At 64.9% G+C, this 24,487-nt stretch carries 19 protein-coding genes; 6 read left to right on the top strand and 13 right to left on the bottom strand.

Annotated elements, in window-relative coordinates:
* Positions 1–121: 121 nt before the first annotated feature.
* From ompR to LN047_RS06195, 4 genes are all read left to right on the top strand, one after another.
* Positions 122–856, top strand: a complete 735-nt coding sequence (ompR, locus tag LN047_RS06210; RefSeq protein ID WP_003813882.1) for a two-component system response regulator OmpR — start codon at positions 122–124, stop codon at positions 854–856.
* A 4-nt stretch (positions 857–860) separates the two neighbouring features.
* Positions 861–2,288, top strand: coding sequence for an ATP-binding protein (locus LN047_RS06205; RefSeq protein WP_108005088.1), 1,428 nt, complete (start codon positions 861–863; stop codon positions 2,286–2,288).
* Positions 2,289–2,347: 59 nt separating this feature from the next.
* Positions 2,348–2,896: a peroxiredoxin gene (locus tag LN047_RS06200; protein WP_006217982.1), complete on the top strand. Its 549-nt coding sequence runs from the start codon at positions 2,348–2,350 to the stop codon at positions 2,894–2,896.
* 74 nt (positions 2,897–2,970) lie between these two features.
* Positions 2,971–3,489, top strand: a complete 519-nt coding sequence (locus LN047_RS06195; protein WP_042796792.1) for a carboxymuconolactone decarboxylase family protein — start codon at positions 2,971–2,973, stop codon at positions 3,487–3,489.
* Between the two features lie 75 nt (positions 3,490–3,564).
* On the opposite strand, the gene LN047_RS06190 is transcribed toward LN047_RS06195, so the two are convergent.
* From LN047_RS06190 to ispD, 3 genes are all read right to left on the bottom strand, one after another.
* The gene (locus LN047_RS06190; RefSeq protein ID WP_373981339.1) at positions 3,565–5,676 is read right to left on the bottom strand and encodes a DUF4344 domain-containing metallopeptidase; all 2,112 of its coding nucleotides are present in this window, start codon (positions 5,674–5,676) and stop codon (positions 3,565–3,567) included.
* Positions 5,677–5,851: 175 nt separating this feature from the next.
* Entirely contained in the window at positions 5,852–6,343 is a 492-nt protein-coding gene (ispF, locus tag LN047_RS06185) for a 2-C-methyl-D-erythritol 2,4-cyclodiphosphate synthase (RefSeq protein ID WP_373981338.1), read from the bottom strand.
* Complete coding sequence (gene ispD, locus LN047_RS06180; RefSeq protein WP_373981337.1) at positions 6,340–7,023, bottom strand: 2-C-methyl-D-erythritol 4-phosphate cytidylyltransferase; 684 nt, start codon at positions 7,021–7,023, stop codon at positions 6,340–6,342. Before ispD ends, ispF begins: the two co-directional genes overlap by 4 nt.
* 29 nt (positions 7,024–7,052) lie before the next feature.
* On the opposite strand from ispD, the gene mfd reads away from it, so the two are divergent.
* The gene (gene mfd, locus LN047_RS06175; RefSeq protein WP_174245385.1) at positions 7,053–10,535 is read left to right on the top strand and encodes a transcription-repair coupling factor; all 3,483 of its coding nucleotides are present in this window, start codon (positions 7,053–7,055) and stop codon (positions 10,533–10,535) included.
* A gap of 24 nt (positions 10,536–10,559) precedes the next feature.
* Positions 10,560–11,417 carry a phosphoserine phosphatase SerB gene (gene serB / locus LN047_RS06170; RefSeq protein ID WP_062840517.1) on the top strand — a complete coding sequence of 286 codons (858 nt, stop codon included), beginning with the start codon at positions 10,560–10,562 and terminating at the stop codon, positions 11,415–11,417.
* A 239-nt stretch (positions 11,418–11,656) separates the two neighbouring features.
* On the opposite strand, the gene LN047_RS06165 is transcribed toward serB, so the two are convergent.
* The 10 genes from LN047_RS06165 to nuoG all read right to left on the bottom strand — a co-directional run bounded on the left by LN047_RS06165 (position 11,657) and on the right by nuoG (position 24,487).
* A complete protein-coding gene (locus LN047_RS06165; RefSeq protein WP_271264435.1) occupies positions 11,657–13,918 on the bottom strand; it encodes a TonB-dependent siderophore receptor in 2,262 nt (753 codons plus the stop codon).
* A 275-nt stretch (positions 13,919–14,193) separates the two neighbouring features.
* A complete protein-coding gene (locus LN047_RS06160; protein ID WP_152383669.1) occupies positions 14,194–14,523 on the bottom strand; it encodes a DUF2818 family protein in 330 nt (109 codons plus the stop codon).
* Between the two features lie 16 nt (positions 14,524–14,539).
* Complete coding sequence (gene nuoN, locus LN047_RS06155) at positions 14,540–16,024, bottom strand: NADH-quinone oxidoreductase subunit NuoN (protein ID WP_373981336.1); 1,485 nt, start codon at positions 16,022–16,024, stop codon at positions 14,540–14,542.
* 9 nt (positions 16,025–16,033) lie between these two features.
* Positions 16,034–17,536 carry an NADH-quinone oxidoreductase subunit M gene (locus LN047_RS06150; protein ID WP_056321733.1) on the bottom strand — a complete coding sequence of 501 codons (1,503 nt, stop codon included), beginning with the start codon at positions 17,534–17,536 and terminating at the stop codon, positions 16,034–16,036.
* Complete coding sequence (gene nuoL / locus LN047_RS06145) at positions 17,533–19,587, bottom strand: NADH-quinone oxidoreductase subunit L (protein WP_373981335.1); 2,055 nt, start codon at positions 19,585–19,587, stop codon at positions 17,533–17,535. Before nuoL ends, LN047_RS06150 begins: the two co-directional genes overlap by 4 nt.
* A 17-nt stretch (positions 19,588–19,604) precedes the next feature.
* Positions 19,605–19,913 (bottom strand): NADH-quinone oxidoreductase subunit NuoK, encoded by a 309-nt coding sequence (gene nuoK, locus LN047_RS06140; RefSeq protein ID WP_006217969.1) that lies wholly within the window; start codon positions 19,911–19,913, stop codon positions 19,605–19,607.
* Complete coding sequence (locus LN047_RS06135) at positions 19,910–20,560, bottom strand: NADH-quinone oxidoreductase subunit J (protein ID WP_062840512.1); 651 nt, start codon at positions 20,558–20,560, stop codon at positions 19,910–19,912. Before LN047_RS06135 ends, nuoK begins: the two co-directional genes overlap by 4 nt.
* Before the next feature lie 17 nt (positions 20,561–20,577).
* Complete coding sequence (nuoI, locus tag LN047_RS06130) at positions 20,578–21,066, bottom strand: NADH-quinone oxidoreductase subunit NuoI (protein ID WP_008161196.1); 489 nt, start codon at positions 21,064–21,066, stop codon at positions 20,578–20,580.
* A 20-nt stretch (positions 21,067–21,086) separates the two neighbouring features.
* Positions 21,087–22,160, bottom strand: a complete 1,074-nt coding sequence (nuoH, locus tag LN047_RS06125) for an NADH-quinone oxidoreductase subunit NuoH (RefSeq protein ID WP_056321725.1) — start codon at positions 22,158–22,160, stop codon at positions 21,087–21,089.
* On the bottom strand, positions 22,160–24,487 hold the full coding sequence (gene nuoG, locus LN047_RS06120; RefSeq protein WP_373981334.1) for an NADH-quinone oxidoreductase subunit NuoG: 2,328 nt from the start codon (positions 24,485–24,487) through the stop codon (positions 22,160–22,162). Before nuoG ends, nuoH begins: the two co-directional genes overlap by 1 nt.

Below are 24,487 nucleotides of genomic sequence, written 5' to 3'. Positions count from 1 at the left end.
TGTACGAAATAAGGCGCTGTTACCCCCGGGTGTAAGGGGGATTTCAACCAGTGATCGCAATGTGTAATATCTTGTGAACGCCCTCTAGCCCCCGGTTCTTGTCACTGTTACATTTCCGGCCATGAATACGCAAAACACCACCCCCACCCGAAAAATCCTCGTCGTTGACGACGATCCGCGCTTGCGCGATCTGCTGCGCCGGTACTTGTCCGAACAGGGATTCAACGTTTTCGTCGCCGAAGACGCCAAAGAGATGGGCAAACTCTGGCAACGTGAGCATTTCGACCTGCTCGTGCTGGACCTGATGCTGCCCGGGGAGGATGGCCTGTCCATCTGTCGCCGGCTGCGCGGTGGTCACGACAACACCCCCATCATCATGCTGACGGCCAAGGCGGAAGAAATCGACCGCATCGTCGGCCTGGAGATGGGCGCGGACGACTACCTGTCCAAACCCTTCAACCCCCGCGAACTGCTGGCCCGCATCAATGCGATTCTGCGCCGCCGCGGCACCGAAGAACATCCCGGCGCCCCCAGCCAGGAAAACGAATCCATCGCCTTCGGCCCCTACGTGCTGAATCTGTCCACCCGCACGCTCACGCGCAACGGCGAACAGGTGCCCATCACCACGGGTGAATTCTCGGTGCTCAAGGTCTTTGCGCGCCATCCGAAGATTCCCCTGTCGCGCGACAAGCTCATGGAACTGGCTCGCGGCCGCGAATACGAAGCCTTCGATCGCAGCCTGGACGTCCAGATCTCGCGTCTGCGCAAACTGATCGAGCCAAACCCGTCCAAGCCCGTATTCATCCAGACCGTTTGGGGTCTAGGATACGTGTTCGTCCCGGACGGTGGTAGCTGATCGGCTGGCCCGCCCCGGGCAGGAGCGCAGCGTCGTGCCGCGCCTGCGCAGAACATTCAGGAACCTGACATCACGTTTGCGGCTGGGCTTGTTCGGCCGCACGTTCCTTTTGCTCGCCGCGCTGATGCTCGTCAGCCTGGGCGCGTGGCTTCAAGTATTTTTCAGCATGGAGCTGGGACCGCGCGCCAATCAAATGGCGCAGCGGGTGATCACGGCCGTCAATATCACGCGCACCGCGCTGATCTATTCCCACAACGGCGAACGCAGCAAGCTCCTGCTCGACCTGGCCACCAACGAAGGCATCCAGGTCTATCCGCGCGAGGTCACGGACTTCGCCGAAGCCCTCCCCGACGACGACTACTGGCAGCGCGTGGCCCAGCACATCCGCACGCGCTTTGGCCCGGAAACGCAGATTGCCTGGGGCGTGAACCAGGTGCCCGGCTTCTGGGTCAGCTTCCAGATCGAAAAGGATCTGTACTGGCTGGTGTTCGAGCGTGAGCAGATCGGTCTGACAGGCGGAATCGAATGGCTGGGATGGGGCGCCACCGCGCTGTTGCTGTCCCTTGTCGGCGCCGCGGTCAGTGTGGGGTTCGTCAACCGGCCGCTCTCCCGTCTGGCGCGTGCCGCGCAGGTGCTGTCACGCGGCGAAACACCCGCGCCGTTGCCCGAGCAGGGCCCGCTCGAGATCCGCGACCTGAATGCGTCGTTCAATCGCATGGCCAAGGATTTGCGGCAGGCCGAGGCCGATCGCGAACTCATGCTGGCCGGGATCTCGCACGATCTGCGCACCCCGCTTGCGCGCATGCGGCTGGAAATCGAACTGAGCGGCGTGTCCGAGGACGCGCGGCAGGCCATCGACGAAGACCTCGGCCAGATCGACCACAGCATCGGCCAGCTCATGGAATACGCGCGCCCGGCGGGCACGCTGCCGCAACTGGCCACCGACATTTCCGCCGTGCTTGCCGAACTGTATGAACGCGAACGCAGCCATACCGCCTCGCTCGGCGGCGAACTGGAAGCCTCGCTCGAACCCGGCTTGCGCGCCCGCATCACCGCGCTGGACTTGAAGCGCATCGTCAGCAACCTGATCGAAAATGCGCGCCGCTATGGCCGCTCGCCCGACGATGGGATGGCGCACCTGAACATGACGCTGCAGGCCGAAGGCAGCATGATCGTCATCGAAGTGTCCGACCGCGGCCCCGGCATCGCGCCCGAAGACGTGGACCGCCTGCTGCGCCCGTTCTCGCGCGGCGAGGCCGCCCGCACCGGCGTCAGCGGCGCGGGCCTGGGTCTGGCCATCGTCGAACGCCTGCTCAAGCACGTCGGCGGGTCGCTGCGCATGCTGCCGCGCGAGGGCGGCGGACTCACCGCGCGGATAGAGCTGCCCAAAGCCAAGTTTAGGAATTATCAATTAGACAACGATAATCCATAGCGTAAAATTTGGGGTTTGAGGCGCTGCCTTATCTCCACCCAACAACTACGGGAGTAAACATGAAAACTGTTGGCGACAAACTCGAACCCTTCAAGGTCACCGGCGTCAAGCCCGGCTTCAACCAGCACGAAGAAAACGGCGTGTCGGCGTTCGAAGACATCACCGAAAGCTCGTTCCCCGGCAAGTGGAAGGTGATCTACTTCTACCCGAAAGACTTCACGTTTGTGTGCCCGACCGAAATCGTCGGCTTCAACAAGCTGGCCAAGGATTTCGAAGACCGCGACGCCGTCCTGCTGGGCGGTTCGACCGACAACGAATTCGTCAAGCTGGCCTGGCGCCGTGAGCACCCGGACCTGAACAAGCTGGGTCACTACCAATTCGGCGACACCACCGGCGCCCTGATCGACCAGCTGGGCGTGCGTGAAAAGGGTGCTGGCGTTGCCCTGCGCGCCACGTTCATCGTCGACCCGGACAACACGATCCAGCACGTTTCGGTGAACAACCTGAACGTCGGCCGTAACCCGGAAGAAGTGCTGCGTCTGCTCGACGGTCTGCAAACCGACGAACTGTGCCCGTGCAACCGTACGGTTGGCGGCGCCACGCTGTAATTTCCAGCCCGGTCCGGGGCCTGTCCGCAGGCCCTGCGCCGGGTATTAATTGCGCTAGATTATAGGTAAAAACTATGGAATTTCTTACGACCATTAAGGAACAGCTGCCGGATTGGGCCAAGGACATCCGCCTGAATCTGGACGCCGTGATTGCCCGCTCGACGCTGGCTCCCGAAGACGCCGTGGGCGCCGCCCTGTCCGCCGCGTACGCCGCGCGCAGCCCGGTGCTGGTCGAGGCCTTCAAGAGCGGCCTGTCGGAAGGCGACGCCAATGCCGCGCTGACCGCCTCCGCCCTCATGGGCATGAACAACACCTGGTATCCCTACGTGGAAATGACCGGCGACGCCCAGTTGAAGAGCCTGCCGGCCCAGTTGCGCATGAACGCCTACGCCACCCACGGCGGCGTGGAAAAGAAGCGCTTCGAGCTCTTCGCTCTGGTGGCTTCCATCATCGGCAAGTGCCATTTCTGCGTGGCTTCGCACTATGAGAACCTGAAGAACGACGGCCTGTCGACCGAACAGCTGCGCGACGCCGGCCGGATTGCCGCCGTCGTCAACGCCGCCGCGCTGGCGCTGGCCGCCCAAGGCAAGTAAGCGACCCGACGCTCGCAAAAAAAGCCCGCCTGCTTGATGCAGGCGGGCTTTTCCTTTTGGTTGCCGTGCAGCGCGCTATTTGCCGGCGGCGGGCTTGACCGGCGCGGTCGGCAGGCCGTTGGCGGTCCACGCCTCCATGCCGCCCCGATACCAGTAGGCGCGCCAACCCAGCGTCCCCGCGCGCAGCGCCGCGTTGTAGGAGGATCGGTCGTTCATGCCCGCGCCCATGAACACGATGGGCGTGTCGCGCCGGTTTCCGGTGTTCTTCTTCAGCCAGGCGTCCAGCGCGCCTTGCAGGTGGTCCGCGACGCTGCCGTCCGACCCGGCGTCGGACAGCGGATAGGCGATGGGCAGCGTCTCCCGTAGCCCGCTGGTGTCGATGATGAGAATGTTTTTATCGTTGTTGATCAACCGCACCAGCTCCGGCGTCGTGATGATGTCGGCGCGCGTGTGCTTGTTGGGCGTCGGCCCCCGATACGGCGACGAGAACAGCAGGTTCGTCGGCGGCACGCCGTAGTCCTTCAGCTCGTCGAAGGCGCCGGCGGGCAGCGCCGGCATGCCCTGCCCCGCCGCGGGCGGTTGCCGCGGCGCCGTCGGCGCGCCGCCATCCTTGGCGACGACCTCGCCGCCCACCGTGCCCATCTCAATGTCCGAGACCATCACCGCGATGTTCTCGATCAGGTCGTAGCACATCGTGATCGACCCCTCGCGCGGGTTGTACCAGGCGTTCAACTGGCCGCAATCCTTGAACACCACGTTCACCGGCCGCGGCAGCACGTAGGTCTGGCCGAGCAGCTTGATGTTGTTGGTGATGGCCTCGGACAGGTTGTTCGCGAACAGGTTGCCGATCTTGCGCTTGGATGGCTCAAATACCACGTTGACCGGCGCGCCGGGCGCGTTGGCCGGCTGCAGGCCGTCGGGCGTCCAGGTGCCGACGCGCGTATGCGGCGCCAGCAGCCGGCGCCACGCGCGGTTCTGCTTGTTGAATTCGTCCGTGCACCGCGCTTTGGTCCGGTCCTCGAAGCCAACGTGCTTGGCCACCGGTTCGAACACCGCGGGATTGCCGCCGTACATGATGCACAGCATGTTGCGAAAGCGCTTCAAGTCGCCCGTGTGCTCGTCCTGCCAGGCCGAACTTGCCGAAGCGCCGCGCTTTTCCGCCAGCTTGCCGCTGTAGTACCACTGCAGCGCTGCATAGGTCGCGGCCTCGCGGGCCATGGTGTTCAGGTCCTCGTCCTTGGTCGGATACATGGTGGGCTCGACGATCTGCAACGCCGAATACATGTCGACCGCGTCTTCCTCGGCGCCCGTCGCCGGCAACTCCAGCTCGCCGATCAGCGCGTGACCAAACTCGTGCAGGAAGATGCTGCGCATGATCCCGACGTAGACCCCGACGATGCGCAACGTATCGCCGCCGAATCGCGGATAGGGACCCTCGCCCGGCAAGCCGGGGGCGTTGTTGGCGGGCGTGCGGGTGGCGGGCGTGTTATTGGCTGCCGTGTTATTGGCGGGCGCGGGAGGCGGCGCCGCCGACGGCACGCGCGGCGTAGCCGCCCCCGCGCCGCCTTGCGCGCCGGACCCGGCGGGCTTGGCAGCCACGTCCGACACGATCATGAAGTCGGCAATGCCGAACGTGCCTTCGTCGTACGCCATGATGCCGATCTCGCTGCCCAGCGCGGGCTCGTTCTCGATGTCGGCAATCTTCTGGCCATTGACCAGGAAACGCGCGGCGCCGGGCACTTCCACCACTCTGATGCGGTCGGTGCCGTCCAGCTTGGCCACGTTGGGCACGGAAGCGATGTCGCGGCGCGTCTGGCCCTCCAGACAGAACAGCATCGTGTTGCGGTCCGCCCGGATCTCCAGGAGGCACAGGCTCTTGCGCGCGTTGTTGTTCAGCGCGATGCCGATGGACGCCTTGGGGCTCTTCGAGTTGACCATCACGTTGACATCGGTGATGCGGCCCGTCTCGGGCGCAGGCCCCGGATTGATGTAGAACGTCTGCTCGCCGCCGGGCACATCGCTATTGCGCAACGTGAACCAGCCGTCCTGCTCGCCGACGTGCCAGCCCTGCAAAAGCTGCTGTTTGACGGTGCCTGCCAGTGGGCCGAGCTGCTTTTCATACGCCGCGTGCGCGGTGGTAGCAAAAGCGGCCAGCACGAAAAATAGCCCCGCGCCACGGAATCGCATCTGAATGTCCCTGATTAGTCAGATTTCAAGTCGCGGAGCGTATGTCAGATCAAACCGGTCCGCTTATTCATTTGTTAAAGATGTATTCCAACGTAAAAGCCGCCCGGGCTGGCGGCACGGACGGCTTTCGTTTTGGGGGCAGGCGTGGCGTTCGCGCCACGGAACCGGTGGCGCGTCAGGAATCCACGCGCGCCAGCAGCGCGACCACCGTCGCCGCGATGCCTTCCTTGCGGCCCAGGTAGCCCAGCCCTTCGTTGGTCTTGGCCTTGATGTTGACCTCGGTCTCTGCCAGACCGGTATCGGCGGCAATGTTCTTCACCATGGCCGGCGCGTGCGGGCCGATCTTGGGCGCCTGCGCATGCAGCGTGGCGTCGATATTGACCGGCGTCCAGCCCGCCTGGCGCACGCGCGCCATGGCTTCGCGCAGCAGGACGCGGCTGTCGGCCCCCTTGAAGGCCGGATCGGTGTCGGGAAAGTGCCGGCCGATGTCGCCCAGCCCCGCCGCGCCCAGCAGCGCGTCGGTGATCGCGTGCAGCAGCACGTCCGCATCGGAATGCCCCAAAAGGCCATGCGTATGGGGAATCGTGACGCCGCCGATGATCAGCGGCCGACCTTCGACCAGCGCGTGCACGTCAAAGCCCTGCCCGACGCGAAAAGGAATGCTCATAGCCATTTTTCCATCAGTTCAAAATCGTCCGGCCATGTCACCTTGAAATTGCGCATCGACCCCGCGACCAGCAACGGCGCGTAGCCAGCGGCCTCGATGGCCGAGGCCTCGTCGGTGACGATGACGCCATTCACGGAGGCCGCGGTCAGCGCATCGCGCAGCACGCCTGCCCGGAACATCTGCGGGGTCTGCGCCAGCCACAGGCCATTGCGGTCCAGTGTGCGCTCGACCCGCTGGTGCCCGCCCTTGACCGTGTCGGCCACCGGCAGGGCCAGCAAACCGCCCACCGGATCGGCCAGGCAGGCATCGATCAGCCGCGCAAGCGCCTCGGCAGGCAAGCCGGGGCGAGCCGCGTCGTGCACCAGCACCCAGGTGTCGTCGGCGACCTCGCTGTCGGCAAGCGCGCCAGCGACCGTATCGGCGCGCGTCGCGCCGCCGCAGGCACGCCAGACGGTGCGCGGCAGGCCAGCAAGCGCGGCATCGACCCAGCCGTCGCCCGGGCTGACCGCCACCCGAACCTCGGACACGCGCGCGTCGGCCAGCAACGCGCTGACCGCATGCCGCAGCATGGGCTGTCCGGCCAATGGACGGTATTGCTTCGGAACGGCTTCGTGCCCGGGCCGGCTGGCGCGGGCGCCGACTCCGGCGGCGGGCACGATTGCGATGATTGAGTCAGACATGGTGCGGAGATTTTATAATCGTTCGCTTGATGTCCGCTTCCAGCCTGATGCCCGCCCCTTCCTCCTCCGCCACGGCCGCCCCTCCCGTCCCCGCCACGGTTCCCACCCTGTCCGCGCTGAAGCCCGGCACGCGCTACGCGCAGCCCAGGCCGCCGGGTTCCGGCGACGCCTGGCTGCTGGCGGATCTGGCCCGCCAGGCCGGCGGCCCGCTGGTCATCCTGACGGCCGAGCCCCTGGAGGCGCAGCGCCTGGCCGAGGAAATCCAGCTGTTCGCGCCCGGCCTGCGCGTGCGGCAGTTGCCCGACTGGGAAACGCTGCCCTACGACGCGTTCTCGCCGCACCAGGACCTGATTTCGGAGCGCCTGCACACGCTGCATTCGCTGATGATGAAGACGGTGGACGTGCTGACGGTGCCCATCACCACGGCGTTGTACCGGCTGGCGCCGCCCTCGTTCCTGGCCGCCTACACGTTCTCGTTCAAGCAGAAGGACCGGCTGAACGAAGCGGCGCTGCGCGCGCAGCTCACGCTGGCCAATTACAACCACGTCACCCAGGTGACCGCGCCCGGCGAATTCTGCCTGCGCGGCGGCCTGATCGACCTGTTCCCGATGGGCTCGGTGGTGCCATACCGCCTGGACCTGTTCGACGACGAAATCGAGACCATCCGCAGTTTCGACGTCGACACCCAGCGCAGCCTGTACCCCGTGCGCGAGGTCCAGCTGCTGCCAGGCCGCGAATTCCCGATGGACGAGGACGCGCGCAACCGGTTCCGCGCGCGCTTTCGGGAAATTTTCGAAGGCGATCCCTCGCGCGCCCTGCCCTACAAGGACATCGGCAACGGCATTCCCTTTGCCGGCGTCGAGTACTACCTGCCGCTGTTCTTCGAAGAGACCGCCACGCTGTTCGACTACGTGGCCGAAGGCACGGTCATGGTCACGGTCGGCGACATCGACGACGCAATCCAGCGCTTCAACCAGGACACTGCCAGCCGCTACGGCTTCTTGAAGAGCGATCGCGAGCGTCCCGTGTTGCCGCCCTCGGCCCTGTTCCTGGATAACGAATCGCTGTATGGCCGGCTGAAGGCCTTTCGCCGCCTGTCGCTGACTGCCGGCCAGCCGCACCCCGACTTCCGGGCCGCGCCCGACGTCAGCGTGGCGCGCCGCGCCGAGGATCCCATCGCCAAGCTGCGCACGCTGGTGCAGGCGGGCCAGACCCGCGTGCTGCTGTGCGCCGATTCCGCGGGGCGCCGCGAAACCCTGGTGCAGATGCTGCACGAGTTCGGCGTCACGCCTGACGCGCAGCCCGAGACCATCGAGGCCTTCCTGGCGTCGGACGCGCATTTCGGCATCGTCGCCTCGCCGCTGGGCGTGGGCTTCCAGCTGCCGGACGCAAACCTCGCCTTCCTGACCGAGAACGACCTCTATCCCGGATTGGCAACGCCGGGACGCCGCGGCAAGCGCGACCAGGAGCGCGCCAGCAACGTCGAAGCCATGGTGCGCGACCTGTCCGAGCTGCGCGAGGGCGATCCCGTCGTCCACGCCCAGCACGGCATCGGGCGCTACCACGGCCTGGTCAACATGGACATGGGCGAAGGCGAGATGGAGTTTCTTCATCTTGAGTACGCCAACGGCAGCACGCTGTACGTGCCGGTGTCGCAGCTGCACGTAATCGCCCGTTACAGCGGCGCGGATCCGGAAGCCGCGCCGCTGCACCAGCTGGGCTCGGGGCAATGGGACAAGGCCCGCCGCAAGGCGGCCAAGCAGGTGCGCGACACCGCCGCGGAACTGCTGGCGCTGTATGCGCAGCGCGCCGCGCGCGAAGGCTTTGCGTTCAACCTGCCGCTGAACGACTACGAGGCGTTCGCCGAGGGCTTCGGCTTCGAAGAGACGGCCGACCAGGCCGCCGCGATCCAGGCCGTCATCAGCGACATGACCTCGGGCCGCCCGATGGACCGCCTGGTCTGCGGCGACGTCGGCTTCGGCAAGACGGAAGTCGCGCTGCGCGCCGCCTTCCTGGCCGTCGCCAATGGCAAGCAGGTGGCGCTCTTGTGCCCCACCACCCTGCTCGCCGAGCAGCACGCCCAGACCTTTACCGACCGGTTCGCCGACTGGCCCGTACGCGTGGTGGAACTGTCGCGCTTCCGCTCGGCCAAGGAAGTGTCGGCCGCCATCGAAGGCATCAACGACGGCCGGGTCGACATCGTCATCGGCACGCACAAGATTCTGTCGAAAGATGTGAAGTTCAAGCGGCTGGGTCTGGTCATCATCGACGAGGAACACCGTTTCGGCGTGCGCCAGAAGGAAGCGCTCAAGTCGCTGCGGGCCGAGGTCGACGTCCTGACGCTCACCGCCACGCCCATTCCCCGCACGCTCGGCATGTCGCTGGAAGGCATCCGCGACTTCTCCGTCATTGCCACGGCGCCGCAGAAGCGCCTGGCCATCAAGACCTTCGTGCGGCGCGAAGACGGCAGCACACTGCGCGAGGCCCTGCTGCGCGAACTCAAGCGCGGCGGCCAGTGCTACTTCCTGCACAACGAGGTCGAGACCATCCACAACCGCCGGGCGCGCCTGGAAGAACTGGTGCCCGAGGCCCGGATTGCCGTCGCGCACGGCCAGATGCCCGAGCGCGAACTCGAACAGGTCATGAAGGGCTTCTACCAGCAGCGCTACAACGTGCTGCTGTGCACCACCATCATCGAAACCGGCATCGACGTGCCCAGCGCCAACACCATCGTGATCCATCGCGCCGACCGCTTCGGCCTGGCGCAGCTTCACCAGTTGCGCGGACGCGTCGGGCGCTCGCACCATCAGGCCTACGCCTACCTGCTGACGCCGGGCGAGGACGCCATCACCAGCAACGCCAAGAAGCGGCTGGAAGCCATCCAGGCCATGGAAGAGCTCGGCTCGGGCTTTTACCTGGCGATGCACGACCTCGAAATCCGGGGCACCGGTGAAGTGCTGGGCGACTCGCAATCGGGCAACATCCAGGAAGTGGGCTTCTCGATGTACAACGAGATGCTCAACGAGGCCGTGCGCGCGCTGCGCGCCGGCGAAGAACCCGACCTGGACGCGCCCTTCAACCTGGCGTGCGAGGTCAACCTGCACGCCCCGGCACTGCTGCCGTCCGACTATTGCGCCGACGTGCATGCGCGCCTGGCCATCTACAAACGGCTGGCGCACGCCGCCGACGAAGACGACCTGATCCACATCCAGGAAGAACTGATCGACCGATTCGGCAAGCTGCCGGAAGCGGCCCAAACCCTGCTGGCCACGCACCGCCTGCGCCTTGCGGCCCAGCCGCTGGGCATCGTCAAGATCGACGCCAGCGAAGCGCAGGCCCTGATCCAGTTCGGCCCCAAGACCTCGGTCGATCCGGCCCGCATCATCGACCTCGTCCAGCGGCAGCGTCACATCAAGCTGGCCGGACAGGACAAATTGCGCGCCGAGATCAAGGCCCCCCTCATTCCCGCCAGGGCCGACGCCGTGCGCGCCGTCCTGCGTGCGCTCAAGTAACCCCGACTCTCGTTCCCATCCGCCATGACTACCCACAATCTCGTCGTTCAATCCCCCGGCCTCGCCATCGAACATGCGGAGCAGCTTGCCGCGCTGGCCCAGGCCCAGGGCGTGGCGCGCATCAGCAACACCGCGGCGCGCCTGCTCGACGTACAGCACGACGACGAGACGCGCGCTGTGGTATGCGCCTTCGCCGAGGCGCGCGGCGTGGACGCCGCCTTCGTGCCTGCCGGACTGAAACTTGCCCACTGCAAGGTCCTGGCCATGGACATGGACTCGACCCTGATCAACATCGAGTGCATCGACGAGATCGCGGGCGTGGTCGGCGTGAAAGACAAGGTGTCTGAGATCACCGAGGCCGCCATGCGCGGCGAGATCAAGGATTTCGCCGAAAGCCTGCGCCGGCGGGTCGCGCTGCTGAAAGGCGCGCCGGCTGGCGCGCTGGACCAGGTCTACGAGGAAAAGCTGCGCCTGAACCCGGGCGCCGAACGCCTGATCTCCACGGCCCAGGCCGCCGGCATCAAGGTGCTGCTGGTGTCGGGCGGTTTCACCTTCTTCACGGAACGCCTGCGCGCCCGCCTGAACCTGGACAGCGCCCACGCCAACACGCTGGAAATCGAAGACGGCGTGCTCACCGGCCGCGTGCTGGGCGACATCCTGGACGCCGACGCCAAGGCCGCCCACCTGCGCGACTTCGCGCGCACGCACGGCGCCTCGACGGATCAGATCATCGCAATGGGCGACGGCGCCAACGACCTGAAGATGCTGGCCAACGCCGGCTTTCCCGTGGCCTATCACGCCAAGCCGCTGGTGCGTCAGCAGACGCGCTACGCGCTGAACGTCTCGGGATTGGACGGCGTGCTGAACTGGTTCGAGAGCTGATCCTGCGTCAAAGGTCTCCTCAAAGGTGTCTGACACCGTGCCGCAATGCATTGCCCCAAAGGGTGTCTGACACCCTGGGGAGATAGCCGTCAGCCTGCGGCAGCGTCCCAACGGGTGTCAGACACCGTGCTCACACCGCGCCGCAACGCACGCCAGCCACCGCCCAAAAGCAAAAGCCACCTCAGCAACGAGGTGGCTTTTTTCATGCAAGCAGGCGCCGCTGTCGCGGCGCCCCGCCATCAGTACCGCACGCGCAGGGACAGCAGCGCCGCCCGGCCCGTGCCCAGCGCCGCGTAGTGCGCGGCGTAGGCCTTGGTGTAGTACGTTTCGTCGAAGATGTTCAGCACGTTCAACTGCGCCGAGAAGTGCTCGTTGAACTCATAGCCGGCCATCGCGTCGAAGCGCCAGTACGACGGCACCCAGCGCGCCTTGGGCGTGCCGTCGGCGTTCTTCGTGGCGTCCGAGTTGCCGTACACCTTGTCGACGTAGTACGCGCCGCCGCCGACCGTCAGCTTGGGCAGGACCTTGTAGGTCGTCCACAGGCTGAAGGCGTTGCGCGGCGTGTTGGGCAGGTCCTGGCCGACGGCGCCGCTGTTGTAGGCGCCTTTGGTCATTTCGCTGTCCATGAAGGTGTAGCCGCCGAACACATTCCACTTCGGCGTGATGGCGCCCGAGAATCCCAGCTCGATGCCGCGCACCTTGGCTTCGCCCACTTGCGCCACTTCGGTCGCCGACACCGCCACGCTGGTGTTCTTGCGGATGTCCTGGAACGCCGCGGCCGACAGCGTCAGCTTGTCATCGAACACCTGCCACTTCGTGCCCAGCTCCACCGTGCGGCTCTTTTCCGGTTCCAGCGAAGACGTCGACAGCGAGGTCGCATCGCTGATCGCTCCGCCAGCAATGGCGGACGGCGTCGACGAGGTGCCGTAAGTCGCGTAGATCGTGCCGTTGGGCACGGGCTTGTACGCCAGGCCGACCTGGTAGTTAAAGAGGTTGTCCTCACGGCTCGTGCTGTAGAACGCGGGGGTGCTGGACGGATCGTTGCGGCCGCGCGCGATGTTGCTGCCGCTGGTGCGGTAGTTGTCCCACCGTGCGCCCAGGCTGGCTTGCCACTGTTCATTGAACTTGATGGTGTCAAAGCCGTAGAGGGCCAGCGTGTCCGTGTTGTAGACGGCAGGATTGTTGTTGCGGGTCAGCTTGCCGGTGTAGTCGTCGTGGGGATTCGGATCCCACAGCGACGTGCACAGCGCCGGGTTCGACAGGTCCGTGGCGCTGACCTTGCAGTTCATCGGGCCCCGGGCGATCGTCTGGGTGTAGCTGTCCTTGTCCTGCTTGATGTTGCTGTACTCGAAGCCCAGGTCGAACGTGTGCTTCAGGCTGCCGGTCTCGAATTCGCCCGTCAGGTCCGTCTGATTGGCGAACGTCTTGGTGACGTAGTAGCCCGACTTGAGCGCGCGATACACCAGCCCGTTCGGGATGTTGCCCTTGCTGTCGTCGGGATTGGTCGCCGCGAAATCCGTCGTGCCGCGGCCATAGCGCGTAACGTTGCGCAGTTGCAGCTTGTCCGAGAAGTCGTGCTGGAAGTCCACGGTAGCGACATCATCGCGGGTCTTCATGAAATCGCGGCCGGTCAGGCCATAGAACGACTTGCGGCTCACGCCCATAGTCTCCGTCACCGGCTGACCCGACTTCGGGTCATACGGAATGGAGTAATCGGGCATGCTGTCGTCCTGGTAGTGGTAGTAGCTCAGCGTGATGCGCGTCGGCGTGCCCACGCCCAGCATCAGCGACGGCGCCACGCCCCAGCGCTCGAAGTCCACCGCGTCATCGCGGCCCGGCGTGTCGCCCTTGTTGCCCATCACGTTCAGACGGAAAGCCGCCTTCTCGCCCAACCGCCAGTTGCTGTCGATCGTGGCGCGGTAGTTGTTGTCCGTGCCGATCTGCGCCGTGGCTTCGGTGAAGTCCGTGGCCTTTGGCGTCTTGCTGACCATGTTGATGCTGCCGCCCGCGCCGCCGCGGCCGGAGTACACCGAATCCGGTCCCTTGATGATCTCGACCTGCTCCAGATTGAAGGTATCGCGCACCTGCGTGCTGCTGTCGCGGATCCCGTCCAGGAAGATGCTGCCGGCCGAATTCTGGCCGCGAATGATGGGCAGGTCACCGCCCGGACGGCCGCCCTCACCCGCGCCGAAGGTGATCCCCGGCGAGTTGCGCAGCACGTCCTGCAGCGTGGATGCCGCCTGATCCTGGATCACCTGCTGCGGCACAACCTGCACCGTGCGCGGCGTGTCCAGCAAAGGCGCCGTCATCTTGGGAGACTGCGCGGTCGACGTCTGGTACGACGAGCTTTCGCCCTCCACGCGGACGGGCGACAACTGCGTCACGCCGCTGTCAGCCGACTGCGCTGCGGCATAGGGACTGACGAACAACGCGGGGGCGGCGATCGCAGCAGCCAGCGACGTGGCGAGCGTATTCAGCGAATACGAATCTTGGGGCTTCAATCCAGCTTCTCCAGAATGTAAATAGCAACGATTCTTGTTTTTTTGTCGTTTGCGATTCTGAACCGAGGCGCTGAATGAAACCTGAATGACAGGCTGTTGATGATCTAAAAGATGAAAAAACAACAGACTTGATCTGCCGCAAATGCGAAGCGGCAGGAGATTCGAATCGGGGGCAGATCAACCTTGAAATCCGGAAGCGTCACAAGCCCCTGCCGGCATGCGCAGGACAAAAAAAACGCCCCGACATCGGGGCGTTTTTTTGTGCTGGGCAGGACTCAGACCCGAAGGCGAGGATGCCGCTTGAAGAGGTACCGGTACACGAAGCCAGGATAGGCCAGCACCAGATACAGGCTGAGCGTGATGGCGTAGAACTCCCAGGTCTGGGCGAAGCGGTTGCCCAGCGTGGACTCGAACGCAAAGCCCAGCGCGCCGACGATGGCGTAGAACACCAGCACCTCGACCAGCCGCAACCAGAACGGCTTGACCGCCGCCGCCCCACCCTGCTTCCAGGGCAGCACGGCGAAGACGCGCTCGGTCAGGAAAGGAAGATTCGCGCTGACAAGCGCCAGCGCGATCAACAGCCACACCGCCAGCGTCTGGTTCATGGCTGTTATCCGTTCCTTAGAGGCTCAGCGACGAGCGGATGGCCTGCACGCACAGGGCCATCAGGCCACCCGGCAACAGACCCAGCACCAGGATCAAGGCGCCGTTGATCGACAGCACACCGCGCTGGCCGGCCGTGGCCACCATCGGGGCGGCGTCGGCCGCCGGTTCGTCGAAGTAGACGACCTTGACCACGCGCAGGTAGTAGAACGCGCCGATCAGCGAGAACAGCACCGCGACCACCGCCAGCGTCACGTGGCCGGCGGAAACCAGCGCCTGCAGCACAGCCAGCTTGGCGTAGAAGCCCACCAGCGGCGGGATGCCGGCCAGCGAGAACATCAGGAGCAGCACGATGGCGGCATGCCACGGGCTGCGGCGGTTCAGGCCCTTCAGGTCGTCGATGTGCTCGCACTCGAAGCCCTGGCGCGAAAGCAGCAGCACGATGCCGAAGCTGGCGAGCGTGGTCAGCACGTAGGTCAGCATGTAGAACAGCGAGGCGCCGTAGGCGGCCGACGACAGTTCCGGCTTGCCGGCCACCGACCCCGACATCAGGCCCAGGAGCACGAAGCCCATGTGCGAGATGGTCGAGTAAGCGAGCATGCGCTTGAAGTTGGTCTGCGCAATGGCGGTCAGGTTGCCGATGGCCAGCGACAGCACCGCCAGGATCATCAGCATCGGCTGCCAGTCGGTGGCCAGGCCGTGCAGGCCGTCGACCAGCAGGCGCAGCGTGATCGCAAAAGCGGCCAGCTTGGGCGCGCCGCCCAGAATCAGCGTGACGGCGGTGGGCGAACCCTGGTAGACGTCCGGCACCCACATGTGGAACGGAACGGCGCCCAGCTTGAACGCAAGGCCCGACACCAGGAACACGATGCCGAACACCAGCGCCATCTTCTCGGCCTTGCCGGCGGCGATGACGTTGGACACTTCGGTCAGGTCAAGGTGACCCGTCGCGCCATAGATCATGGACATGCCGTACAGCAGGAAGCCCGAGGCCAGCGCGCCCAGCACGAAGTACTTCATGGCGGCTTCGGTGGCCACGACGTTGTCGCGGCGCAGGGCGATCAGCGCGTACAGCGCCAGCGACATCAGCTCCAGGCCCAGGTAGATGGAGATCAGGTTCCCGGAGGAGATCATGACCATCTGGCCCAGCAGGGCAAACAGCGTCAGCACGTAGAGTTCGCCGCCGCGCACCATGTCGCGAACCTGCGCGTACACGCGGCCATAGATCAGCGTGACGGCGACAGCAAGGTACGAAGCGATCTTCAGCAGGTGCGACAGCTCGTCCGTGACGTACAGGCCGTTGAACGTCGAGCCAGCCACGCCGTTCTTCCACTGCACGGCCGACACGACGGTCAGCACGCCCAGGGCAAGCATGGTCAGCAGAAACGTCGGCTTGCGCTCGGGGTGATTGCTGACCGCGTCGATGAGCAGGATAGCCAGGCCGAAAATCAGCAGAAGGATTTCCGGTGTCGCCAAGGCGAAATCGATTTGGGATTGCATCATTGTCTTGTCTTACAGTTTCGAGACGGCAACGTGTTGCAGCAGGGCCTCGACCGACACGTGCATGACGTCGGTAAAGGGCTTGGGATAGATCCCCATGTACAACACGGCGATCGCCATCACGCCAAGAATCACGAATTCGCGGCGGTTGATATCGGTCAGCTCGCGCACGTGGTCGTTGGCGACATCGCCCAGGACGACGCGCTTGACCATCCACAGCGAATACGCCGCGCCCAGGATCAGGGCAGTGGCTGCCAGCAGGCCGATCCAGAAGTTGTGCTCGACCGCGCCCATGATCACCATGAATTCGCCGACGAAGCCGCTGGTGGCCGGCAGGCCGCTGTTGGCCATCGAGAACAGAATGAAGAACGTGGCAAAGCGCGGCATCACGTTGACCACGCCGCCGTAGTCGGCGATGCGGCGCGAGTGCATGCGGTCATAGAGCACGCCAATACACATGAACATGGCGCCCGACACGAAGCCGTGCGAGATCATCTGCACGATGGCGCCTTCGACGCCGGCCGTGTTGAAGATGAAAAAGCCCAGCGTGACAAAGCCCATGTGAGCGACCGACGAATAGGCCACCAGCTTCTTCATGTCGTCCTGCACGATCGCGACCAGACCGATGTAGATCACGGCAATCAGCGAAAGCGTGATCATCAGGCCGGCCAGGCTGTGCGAGGCGTCAGGCGCGATCGGCAGCGAGAAGCGCAGGAAACCGTAGGCGCCCAGCTTCAGCATGATCGCGGCCAGCACGATGGAGCCACCCGTGGGCGCTTCCACGTGGGCATCCGGCAACCACGTGTGAACCGGCCACATCGGCACCTTGACCGCGAAAGCCGCGAGCAGCGCCACGAAGATCAGGATCTGCGGGGTATAGCCCAGCTTGGTCTGCTGCCAGGTCAGGATGTCGAACGAACCGCCCGAGACATTCCAGAGGTAGACAAACGCGACCAGCGTCAGCAGCGAACCCATCAGGGTGTACAGGAAGAACTTGAACGCCGCATACACGCGGTTCGGTCCGCCCCAGACACCGATGATGATGTACATCGGGATCAGCGTGGCCTCGAAGAACACGTAGAACAGCATGCCGTCCAGCGCGCAGAACACGCCCACCATCAGACCCGACAGGATCAGGAAGGCGGCCATGTATTGCGCGACGCGGCTCGTGATGACTTCCCAGCCGGCCAGCACCACGATGATGGTGATGAACGCGGTCAGGAGCACGAACCACATCGAGATGCCGTCGATGCCCAGGTGGTAATTGACGTTGAAGGCCTCGATCCAGGAGGTCTTCTCCACGAACTGCATGGCGGCCGTGGAGGAATCGAAACCGGTGTAGAGCGGAATCGTGACCAGGAAGCCGGCGATCGCGCCGACGAGCGACAGGCCGCGCGTCAGGCCGGGACGGTCGTCACGGCCCACCGCCAGCACCAGCAGGCCGAATACGATCGGGACAAAGATCGCAAGCGTGAGCCAGGGAAAAGTGTTGGATGCCATCTCGCTTGCCATCATTGGGGAATCAGCACAAAGAAAGTCACCAGCGCCATGACGCCGATGATCATTGCGAACGCGTAGTGATAGATGAAGCCGGACTGCAGGTGGCGGCTGACGGCTGCCACCCAGCCCACGACTCGGGCGCTGCCGTTGATCAGGATGCCATCGATGATGCCGCGATCACCGGTCTGCCACAGGCCGCGGCCCAGGCAGCGCAGACCGCGCGCGATGACCTGCTCGTTGAACCAGTCGACGTAGTACTTGTTCTCGAGGATCTTGTTCACGCCCGACAGGTTGGCCTTGATGGCGGCCGGCACCTTGGGGTTGATCAGGTAGCAGTACCACGAGATGACGAAGCCAGCGACGACCAGCCAGAACGGCAGGGTCTGGAAGGCATGCAGGCCGTAGGCGACCCAGCCGTGCCATTCCTCGCTCAGCACGTGCATGGCGGGATGCTGCTGCGGCAGCACCTTGATGACGCCGTCGAAGAACTTGCCGAACACCATCGGGTCGACCGCCCAGGCGCCAACGAACACCGACGGAATGGCCAGCAGGATCAGCGGCAGCGTGACGACCCAGGGCGACTCGTGCGGCTTGCCGCCGTGGTGGCCGTGGCCGTGGTCGTCGTGGCCGTGAGCATCGTGGCTGTGATCGTCGTGACCGTGCGCGTCATGGCCGTGGCCGTGATCGCTGGTGTCGAAGCGTTCCTTGCCATGGAAGACCAGGAAGTACACGCGGAACGAGTACAGCGACGTGACGAACACGCCGATCAGCACGGCATAGTAGGCAAAGCTCGCGCCCCAGACGTTGGCCTGGCCGGCGGCTTCGATGATGTTTTCCTTCGAGTAGAAACCCGAGAAGAAAGGCGTGCCGACGAGCGCCAGCGTGCCAAGCAGGAAGGTGATCCAGGTGATGGGCATGTACTTGCGCAGGCCGCCCATGTTGCGGATGTCCTGGTCGTGGTGCATGCCGATGATGACCGAACCCGCGCCCAGGAACAGCAGCGCCTTGAAGAACGCGTGCGTCATCAGGTGGAAGATCGCGACCGAGTAGGCCGACGCGCCCAGGGCGACGGTCATGTAGCCCAGCTGCGACAGCGTGGAATACGCAATGACCCGCTTGATGTCGTTCTGGATGATGCCCAGGATGCCCAGGAACAGCGCGCCGATGGCGCCGATCACGATGATGAACGACAGCGCGGTATCCGACAGTTCGAACAGCGGCGAGAAACGCGCGACCATGAAGATGCCGGCCGTCACCATGGTGGCGGCGTGGATCAGCGCGGAAATCGGGGTCGGGCCTTCCATCGAATCGGGCAGCCAGGCGTGCAGCGGAACCTGGGCCGATTTGCCCATGGCGCCGATGAACAGGCAAATACATGCCACCGTCAGCAGCATCCAGTCGGAGCCGGGCAGCGTCATACCGGCCAGCTTGTCGGCCTGCGCGAAGACTTCACCGTAGTGCATGGTGCCGGCGTAGGCGAACAGAAGGCCAATGCCCAGCACGAAACCGAAGTCGCCGACGCGGTTGATCAGGAACGCCTTCATGTTGGCGAAGATCGCCGTGGGGCGCGTGTACCAGAAACCGATCAGCAGGTAAGACACCAGGCCCACCGCTTCCCAGCCGAAGAACAGCTGCACCATGTTGTTCGACATCACCAGCATCAGCATGGAGAACGTGAACAGCGAGATGTACGAGAAGAAGCGCTGGTAGCCGGGATCGTCAGCCATGTAGCCGATGGTGTAGATGTGCACCATCAACGACACGGAGGTCACCACGACCATCATCATGGCCGACAGCGGATCGATCAGGAAGCCGATTTCCAGCTTGGTCTGGCCGATCAGGCTCCAGGTGTAGACCGCGCCGTCAAAGCGCAGGCCGTTCAGCACGTCGCCCAGCACCACCACCGAACCGATGGCGGAGATGAGCACGCCCAGGATGGTGATGACGTGCGAGGCGCGGCGGCCGATGGGGCGGCCAAGGAACCCGGTGCCGAAAAGGCCCGCGAGAATTGCTCCGGCCAGCGGCGCCAGCGCGATGAGCAGGTAGAGATTGGGTGAGCTAGACATTTTCTTCCAATACCCCGTCAGCCCTTCAGGCGATCGAGTTCGTCAACGTTGATCGTGTTCAGGTTGCGGAACAGCAGCACCAGGATGGCCAGGCCGATCGCCGCTTCGGCGGCGGCCACGGTCAGGATGAAGAACACGAACACCTGGCCGGCGGTGTCGCCGAACCAGCTGGAGAACGCCACGAAGTTCATGTTGACGGCCAGGAGCACGAGCTCGATGGACATCAGGAGAATGATCAGGTTGCGGCGGTTCAGGAAGATGCCGAAGATCCCGATGGCGAACAGGATTGCGCCAAGGATCAAATAGTGGGCCAGCGTCAGCGTCATTGTTTTTCTCCTTGGGGCGCGGCACCGTTCGACGCGTCACGCTTGGCCTGGGCGCGCTCGCTCTGGGCGGGCATGCTCACCATGCGGAAGCGGTCCTTCGCACGCACGCGGACAGCGGCGACCGGGTCGTTGTACTTCACGTCGCGGCGGCGGCGCAGGGTCAGCGCGATTGCGGCAACCATGCCGACCAGCAGCAGCGCGGCGCCCACTTCAACGGCGTAGACGTACTGCGTGTACATCGCCTCGCCCAGCGCGCGGGCGTTGTTGTAGTCGCTGGGCAGTTGCGCCTGCGGACCGGAGCCGTACCAGATGGTGCCCAGCACGAAGGACACTTCCAGCACCAGCACGAGACCGATGACCAGGCCGAGCGGCAGGTAGGTCTTCATGCCCTGGCGCAGGGTGTCCATGCGGATGTCGAGCATCATCACGACAAAGAGGAAGAGCACCATCACGGCGCCCACGTACACCAGCACCAGCAGCAGCGCGAGGAACTCGGCGCCCAGCAGCATCCAGAGCATGGCCGCGTTGGCAAACGCCAGGATCAGGTGCAGAACGGCGGTGACCGCGCTGCGCGCGGTGATCACGCGGAAGGCCGCGATCACCAGCACGGCGGCCAGTATGTAGAAAAGGACAGTGGTAAAAGTCATGGATCAGACCCTGGGCTTCAGCGGTAAGGCGCGTCTTCGGCCCGGCGGCGGGCGATGTCGGCTTCGTAGCGGTCGCCCACGGCGAGCAGCATGTCTTTGGTGAAATACAGGTCGCCGCGCTTTTCGCCGTGGTATTCGTGGATGTGCGTTTCCACGATGGAGTCCACGGGGCAGCTTTCCTCACAGAAGCCGCAGAAGATGCACTTGGTCAGGTCGATGTCGTAGCGCGTCGTGCGGCGGGTGCCGTCGTCGCGCTGATCCGACTCGATCGTGATCGCCAGCGCCGGGCACACGGCTTCGCACAGCTTGCACGCGATGCAGCGCTCTTCCCCGTTGGGGTAGCGGCGCAGCGCGTGCAGGCCGCGGAAACGCGGCGACGCAGGGGTCTTTTCCTGGGGGTAGCGCAAGGTGACCTTGCGCTTGAAGAAATACTTGCCCGTCAGGCGCATGCCCTTGAGCAACTCGGTCAGCATCAGGCTGCCGAAGAAATCCTTGATCGCTTCCATATCCTGCCTCTGCTTGGCGCTTAGCGCCAAATGTTCCAGGGCGTCTGCATCCAGATCGCCACCACGACCAGCCAGACGCCGGTCAGCGGGATGAAGATTTTCCAACCCAAACGCATGATCTGGTCGTAGCGGTAGCGCGGGAACGAGGCCCGGAACCACACGAACAACGAGACCACGACGAACGTCTTGAGACCCAGCCAGATCCAACCCGGAATCCAGGTCAGCGGCGCGATATCGATCGGGGAAGCCCAGCCGCCCAGGAACATGATCGACGCCATGCAGGACAGCAGGATCATGTTGGCGTATTCGCCCAGGAAGAACAGCGCGAAGGCCATGCCCGAGTACTCGACCATGTGGCCGGCCACGATTTCGGATTCGCCTTCCACCACGTCGAACGGGTGGCGGTTGGTTTCTGCGACGGCCGAGATCACGTAGATCACGAACAGCGGCAACAGCGGCAGCCAGTTCCAGGACATGAACGTCAGGCCCTTGTCGGCAAACCAGCCGCGGTTCTGCACGTTGACGATCTCGGACATGTTCAGGCTGCCCGACACCAGCAGCACCGTCACCAGCACGAAGCCAATGGCCAGTTCATACGACAGCATCTGGGCCGAGGCGCGCAGCGCGCCCAGGAACGCGTACTTGGAGTTGGACGCCCAGCCAGCGACGATCACGCCGTACACGCCGATGGACGTGATGGCCATGATGTACAGCAGGCCGGCATTGACGTTGGCCAGCACGACGTCGGGACCGAAGGGCACGACCGCCCAGGCTGCCAGCGCGGGCATCAGCGTGACCACGGGGGCCACGACGAACAGCACCTTGTTGGCCTGGCTGGGAACGACGACTTCCTTGGTGAGCAGCTTGAAGACGTCTGCGAAAGGCTGCAGCAGCCCCTTGAAGCCGACGCGGTTCGGACCCATGCGCACGTGCATGGCGCCGATCATCTTGCGCTCCCAGTACGTCAGGTACGCCACGCACAGGATGATGGGCACGGCGATGACCACGATCTTGATGAGGGTCCAGAGGACCATCCAGACCGTCGGGCCCAGCAATGCCTGACCGTGGCTTTCAAGAACATTGAGCCATTCCATCAGGCACGCTCCACGCTGATTTGACCAAATGCGCCACCCAGGGCAGCGGTAGTTTCGAAGGCGGCGGAAATGCGCACGGCACGATCGGCCACGGCATCATCCTGCACGGTTTCCAGTTCGACGGCGCCCTGCCCGGCCGAGACGCGCACCTTGACGCCGGCCGTCAGGCCGAGACTGGTGAGGGTACGGCCGTTCATGGCGGCGGCGGGCTTCTTCGAAGCCGGCGAGGCCTGCAGCGGTTCCGAGCGGCGCACCATGGCGTCGGTGCGGTAGATCGGCACATCGGCGACGCGTTCCAGGCCGGTGAGGGCCTGGCCCAGACCCAGCGGGGCCTTGACGTCGTTGGACAGGCGGCCTTCGACGCCGCTGGCCAGCACGGCGTCGCGCACGGACTCGGAGGTCTCGTCGTCGAAGCCGGCCAGATGCAGGACGTTGCCCAGCACGCGCAGCACCTTCCAGCCCGGACGGGTCTGGCCGAACGGCGTGACCGTGCCCTTGAAGCTCTGTGCCAGACCTTGGGCGTTGACGAACGTGCCCGAGGTTTCCGTGAACGGCGACACCGGCAGCATCACGTCTGCCCATTCGGCAGCGGCCGAACGGTAAGGCGTGAGCGCGACGGCGAACTGCGCGCCGCGCAGCGCGGCGATGGCTTGCTGGCCGTTGTCGGCGTCGAGCAGCGGCTCGGCGTGCAGGACGATGTAGGCCTTGAGCGGTTCGGCGAGCATGGCTGCGGCGGTCTTGCCGCCCTTGCCCGGGATGGCGCCGGCGAGGTAGCCGCCGACGGTGTTGCCGCCCGAGGTCAGGAAGCCGAACTTGCCGCCCGACAGGTCAGCCACGACGCGGCCGTTGGCGGCCAGGGTGGTGGCCTGAGCGCTGGCGACGGCCAGGTTGCCCATCAGGACGGCCGTGTTGGCGCCCGACGCAAGGCTGGCGGCGATGAGCTTGGCGTTTTCGCCCGGCGTGACCGAGGCGAACTCGGCCGGCACGGCCTGTTCCTTGGCCTGGGCCAGCGCGACGGCCACTTCGGCCAGCGCGCGCGCCAGTTCCGACGGGGCCACGGTGATGCGCGCGGTCACGGGCATCAGGGGATCGTCGGCGGCGCTGTCGACCATCAGGATCTGCGTGCCGCGCTTGGCGGCCTGGCGCAGACGCTGGGCCATCAGCGGGTGGTCCTTGCGCAGGAACGAGCCGACGACCAGGACGCGGTCCAGGTTGTCGAGTTCGGCGATGGGCATGCCCAGCCACGGCGCGCCGGTCAGCGCGGCGTCGAAGGCCGGGTCGGTCTGACGCAGGCGGAAGTCGATGTTCTCGGAACCCAGCGCGCGGACCAGGCGGCCCAGCAGCGCGTATTCCTCGGTCGTGGCGTATTCGGACGCCAGGGCGCCGATCTGGCCGGCGCCGAAGCTGTCACGCACGCGCGACAGGCCTTGGGCCACGGCCTGCAGGGCATCGGCCCAGGAGGCTTCCTGCCACTTGCCGTCGGTGCCCTTGATCATCGGGGCGGACAGGCGGTCTTCGCTGTTCAGGCCTTCGTACGAGAAGCGGTCGCGATCGCTGATCCAGCATTCGTTGACGGCTTCGTCCTCGAACGGCACCACGCGCATCACGCGGTCGCCCTTGACCTGGACGACCAGGTTGGCGCCCAGGCTGTCGTGCGGGCTGACCGAACGGCGGCGAGCCAGTTCCCAGGTGCGGGCGCTGTAGCGGAAGGGCTTGGAGGTCAGCGCGCCCACCGGACAGATGTCGATCATGTTGCCCGACAGTTCGGACTCGATCGAACGGCCGACGAAGGTCGTGATCTCGGAGTGTTCGCCACGGCCCAGCATGCCCAGTTCCATGACGCCGGCGATTTCCTGGCCGAAGCGCACGCAGCGGGTGCAGTGGATGCAACGGGACATTTCCTCGGCCGACACCAGCGGGCCCAGGTCCTTGTGGAACACGACGCGCTTTTCTTCCTGGTAACGCGAGGAAGAACCGCCGTAGCCCACGGCCAGATCCTGCAGCTGGCATTCGCCGCCCTGATCGCAGATCGGGCAGTCGAGGGGGTGATTGATGAGCAAGAATTCCATCACCGACTTCTGAGCGGCGCGAGCCTTCTCCGAGCAGGTGTGGACGACCATGCCGTTGGTCACGGGCGTGGCGCAGGCGGGCAGCGCCTTGGGCGCTTTTTCCACTTCAACCAGGCACATCCGGCAGTTGGCCGCGATGGACAGTTTCTTGTGGTAGCAGAAATGCGGCACGTAAAGCCCGACTTTCTGGGCGGCATGCATGACCATGCTGCCTTCGGGCACTTCGACCTTGTTGCCGTCGACGGTTAGTTCAACCAT

It is taken from the genome of Achromobacter sp. JD417, from assembly GCF_041879325.1.
Lineage (GTDB): Bacteria > Pseudomonadota > Gammaproteobacteria > Burkholderiales > Burkholderiaceae_B > Achromobacter > Achromobacter mucicolens.
Note: the sequence above shows the minus strand (reverse complement) of the source record. Positions and strands in the feature narration are given on the sequence as shown.

Excerpts from the sequence above, each read along its gene's own strand:
- nuoG (WP_373981334.1), bottom strand. The coding sequence starts at position 24,487 with ATGGTTGAACTAACCGTCGACGGCAACAAGGTCGAAGTGCCCGAAGGC.
- LN047_RS06200 (WP_006217982.1), top strand. The coding sequence starts at position 2,348 with ATGAAAACTGTTGGCGACAAACTCGAACCCTTCAAGGTCACCGGCGTC.
- LN047_RS06150 (WP_056321733.1), bottom strand. The coding sequence starts at position 17,536 with ATGATGGCAAGCGAGATGGCATCCAACACTTTTCCCTGGCTCACGCTT.
- LN047_RS06160 (WP_152383669.1), bottom strand. The coding sequence starts at position 14,523 with ATGAACCAGACGCTGGCGGTGTGGCTGTTGATCGCGCTGGCGCTTGTC.
- ispF (WP_373981338.1), bottom strand. The coding sequence starts at position 6,343 with ATGAGCATTCCTTTTCGCGTCGGGCAGGGCTTTGACGTGCACGCGCTG.
- nuoN (WP_373981336.1), bottom strand. The coding sequence starts at position 16,024 with ATGATGCAATCCCAAATCGATTTCGCCTTGGCGACACCGGAAATCCTT.
- nuoI (WP_008161196.1), bottom strand. The coding sequence starts at position 21,066 with ATGGAAGCGATCAAGGATTTCTTCGGCAGCCTGATGCTGACCGAGTTG.
- serB (WP_062840517.1), top strand. The coding sequence starts at position 10,560 with ATGACTACCCACAATCTCGTCGTTCAATCCCCCGGCCTCGCCATCGAA.
- LN047_RS06195 (WP_042796792.1), top strand. The coding sequence starts at position 2,971 with ATGGAATTTCTTACGACCATTAAGGAACAGCTGCCGGATTGGGCCAAG.
- ompR (WP_003813882.1), top strand. The coding sequence starts at position 122 with ATGAATACGCAAAACACCACCCCCACCCGAAAAATCCTCGTCGTTGAC.
- nuoH (WP_056321725.1), bottom strand. The coding sequence starts at position 22,160 with ATGGAATGGCTCAATGTTCTTGAAAGCCACGGTCAGGCATTGCTGGGC.
- LN047_RS06135 (WP_062840512.1), bottom strand. The coding sequence starts at position 20,560 with ATGACTTTTACCACTGTCCTTTTCTACATACTGGCCGCCGTGCTGGTG.
- LN047_RS06190 (WP_373981339.1), bottom strand. The coding sequence starts at position 5,676 with ATGCGATTCCGTGGCGCGGGGCTATTTTTCGTGCTGGCCGCTTTTGCT.
- mfd (WP_174245385.1), top strand. The coding sequence starts at position 7,053 with ATGTCCGCTTCCAGCCTGATGCCCGCCCCTTCCTCCTCCGCCACGGCC.
- nuoK (WP_006217969.1), bottom strand. The coding sequence starts at position 19,913 with ATGACGCTGACGCTGGCCCACTATTTGATCCTTGGCGCAATCCTGTTC.
- ispD (WP_373981337.1), bottom strand. The coding sequence starts at position 7,023 with ATGTCTGACTCAATCATCGCAATCGTGCCCGCCGCCGGAGTCGGCGCC.
- nuoL (WP_373981335.1), bottom strand. The coding sequence starts at position 19,587 with ATGTCTAGCTCACCCAATCTCTACCTGCTCATCGCGCTGGCGCCGCTG.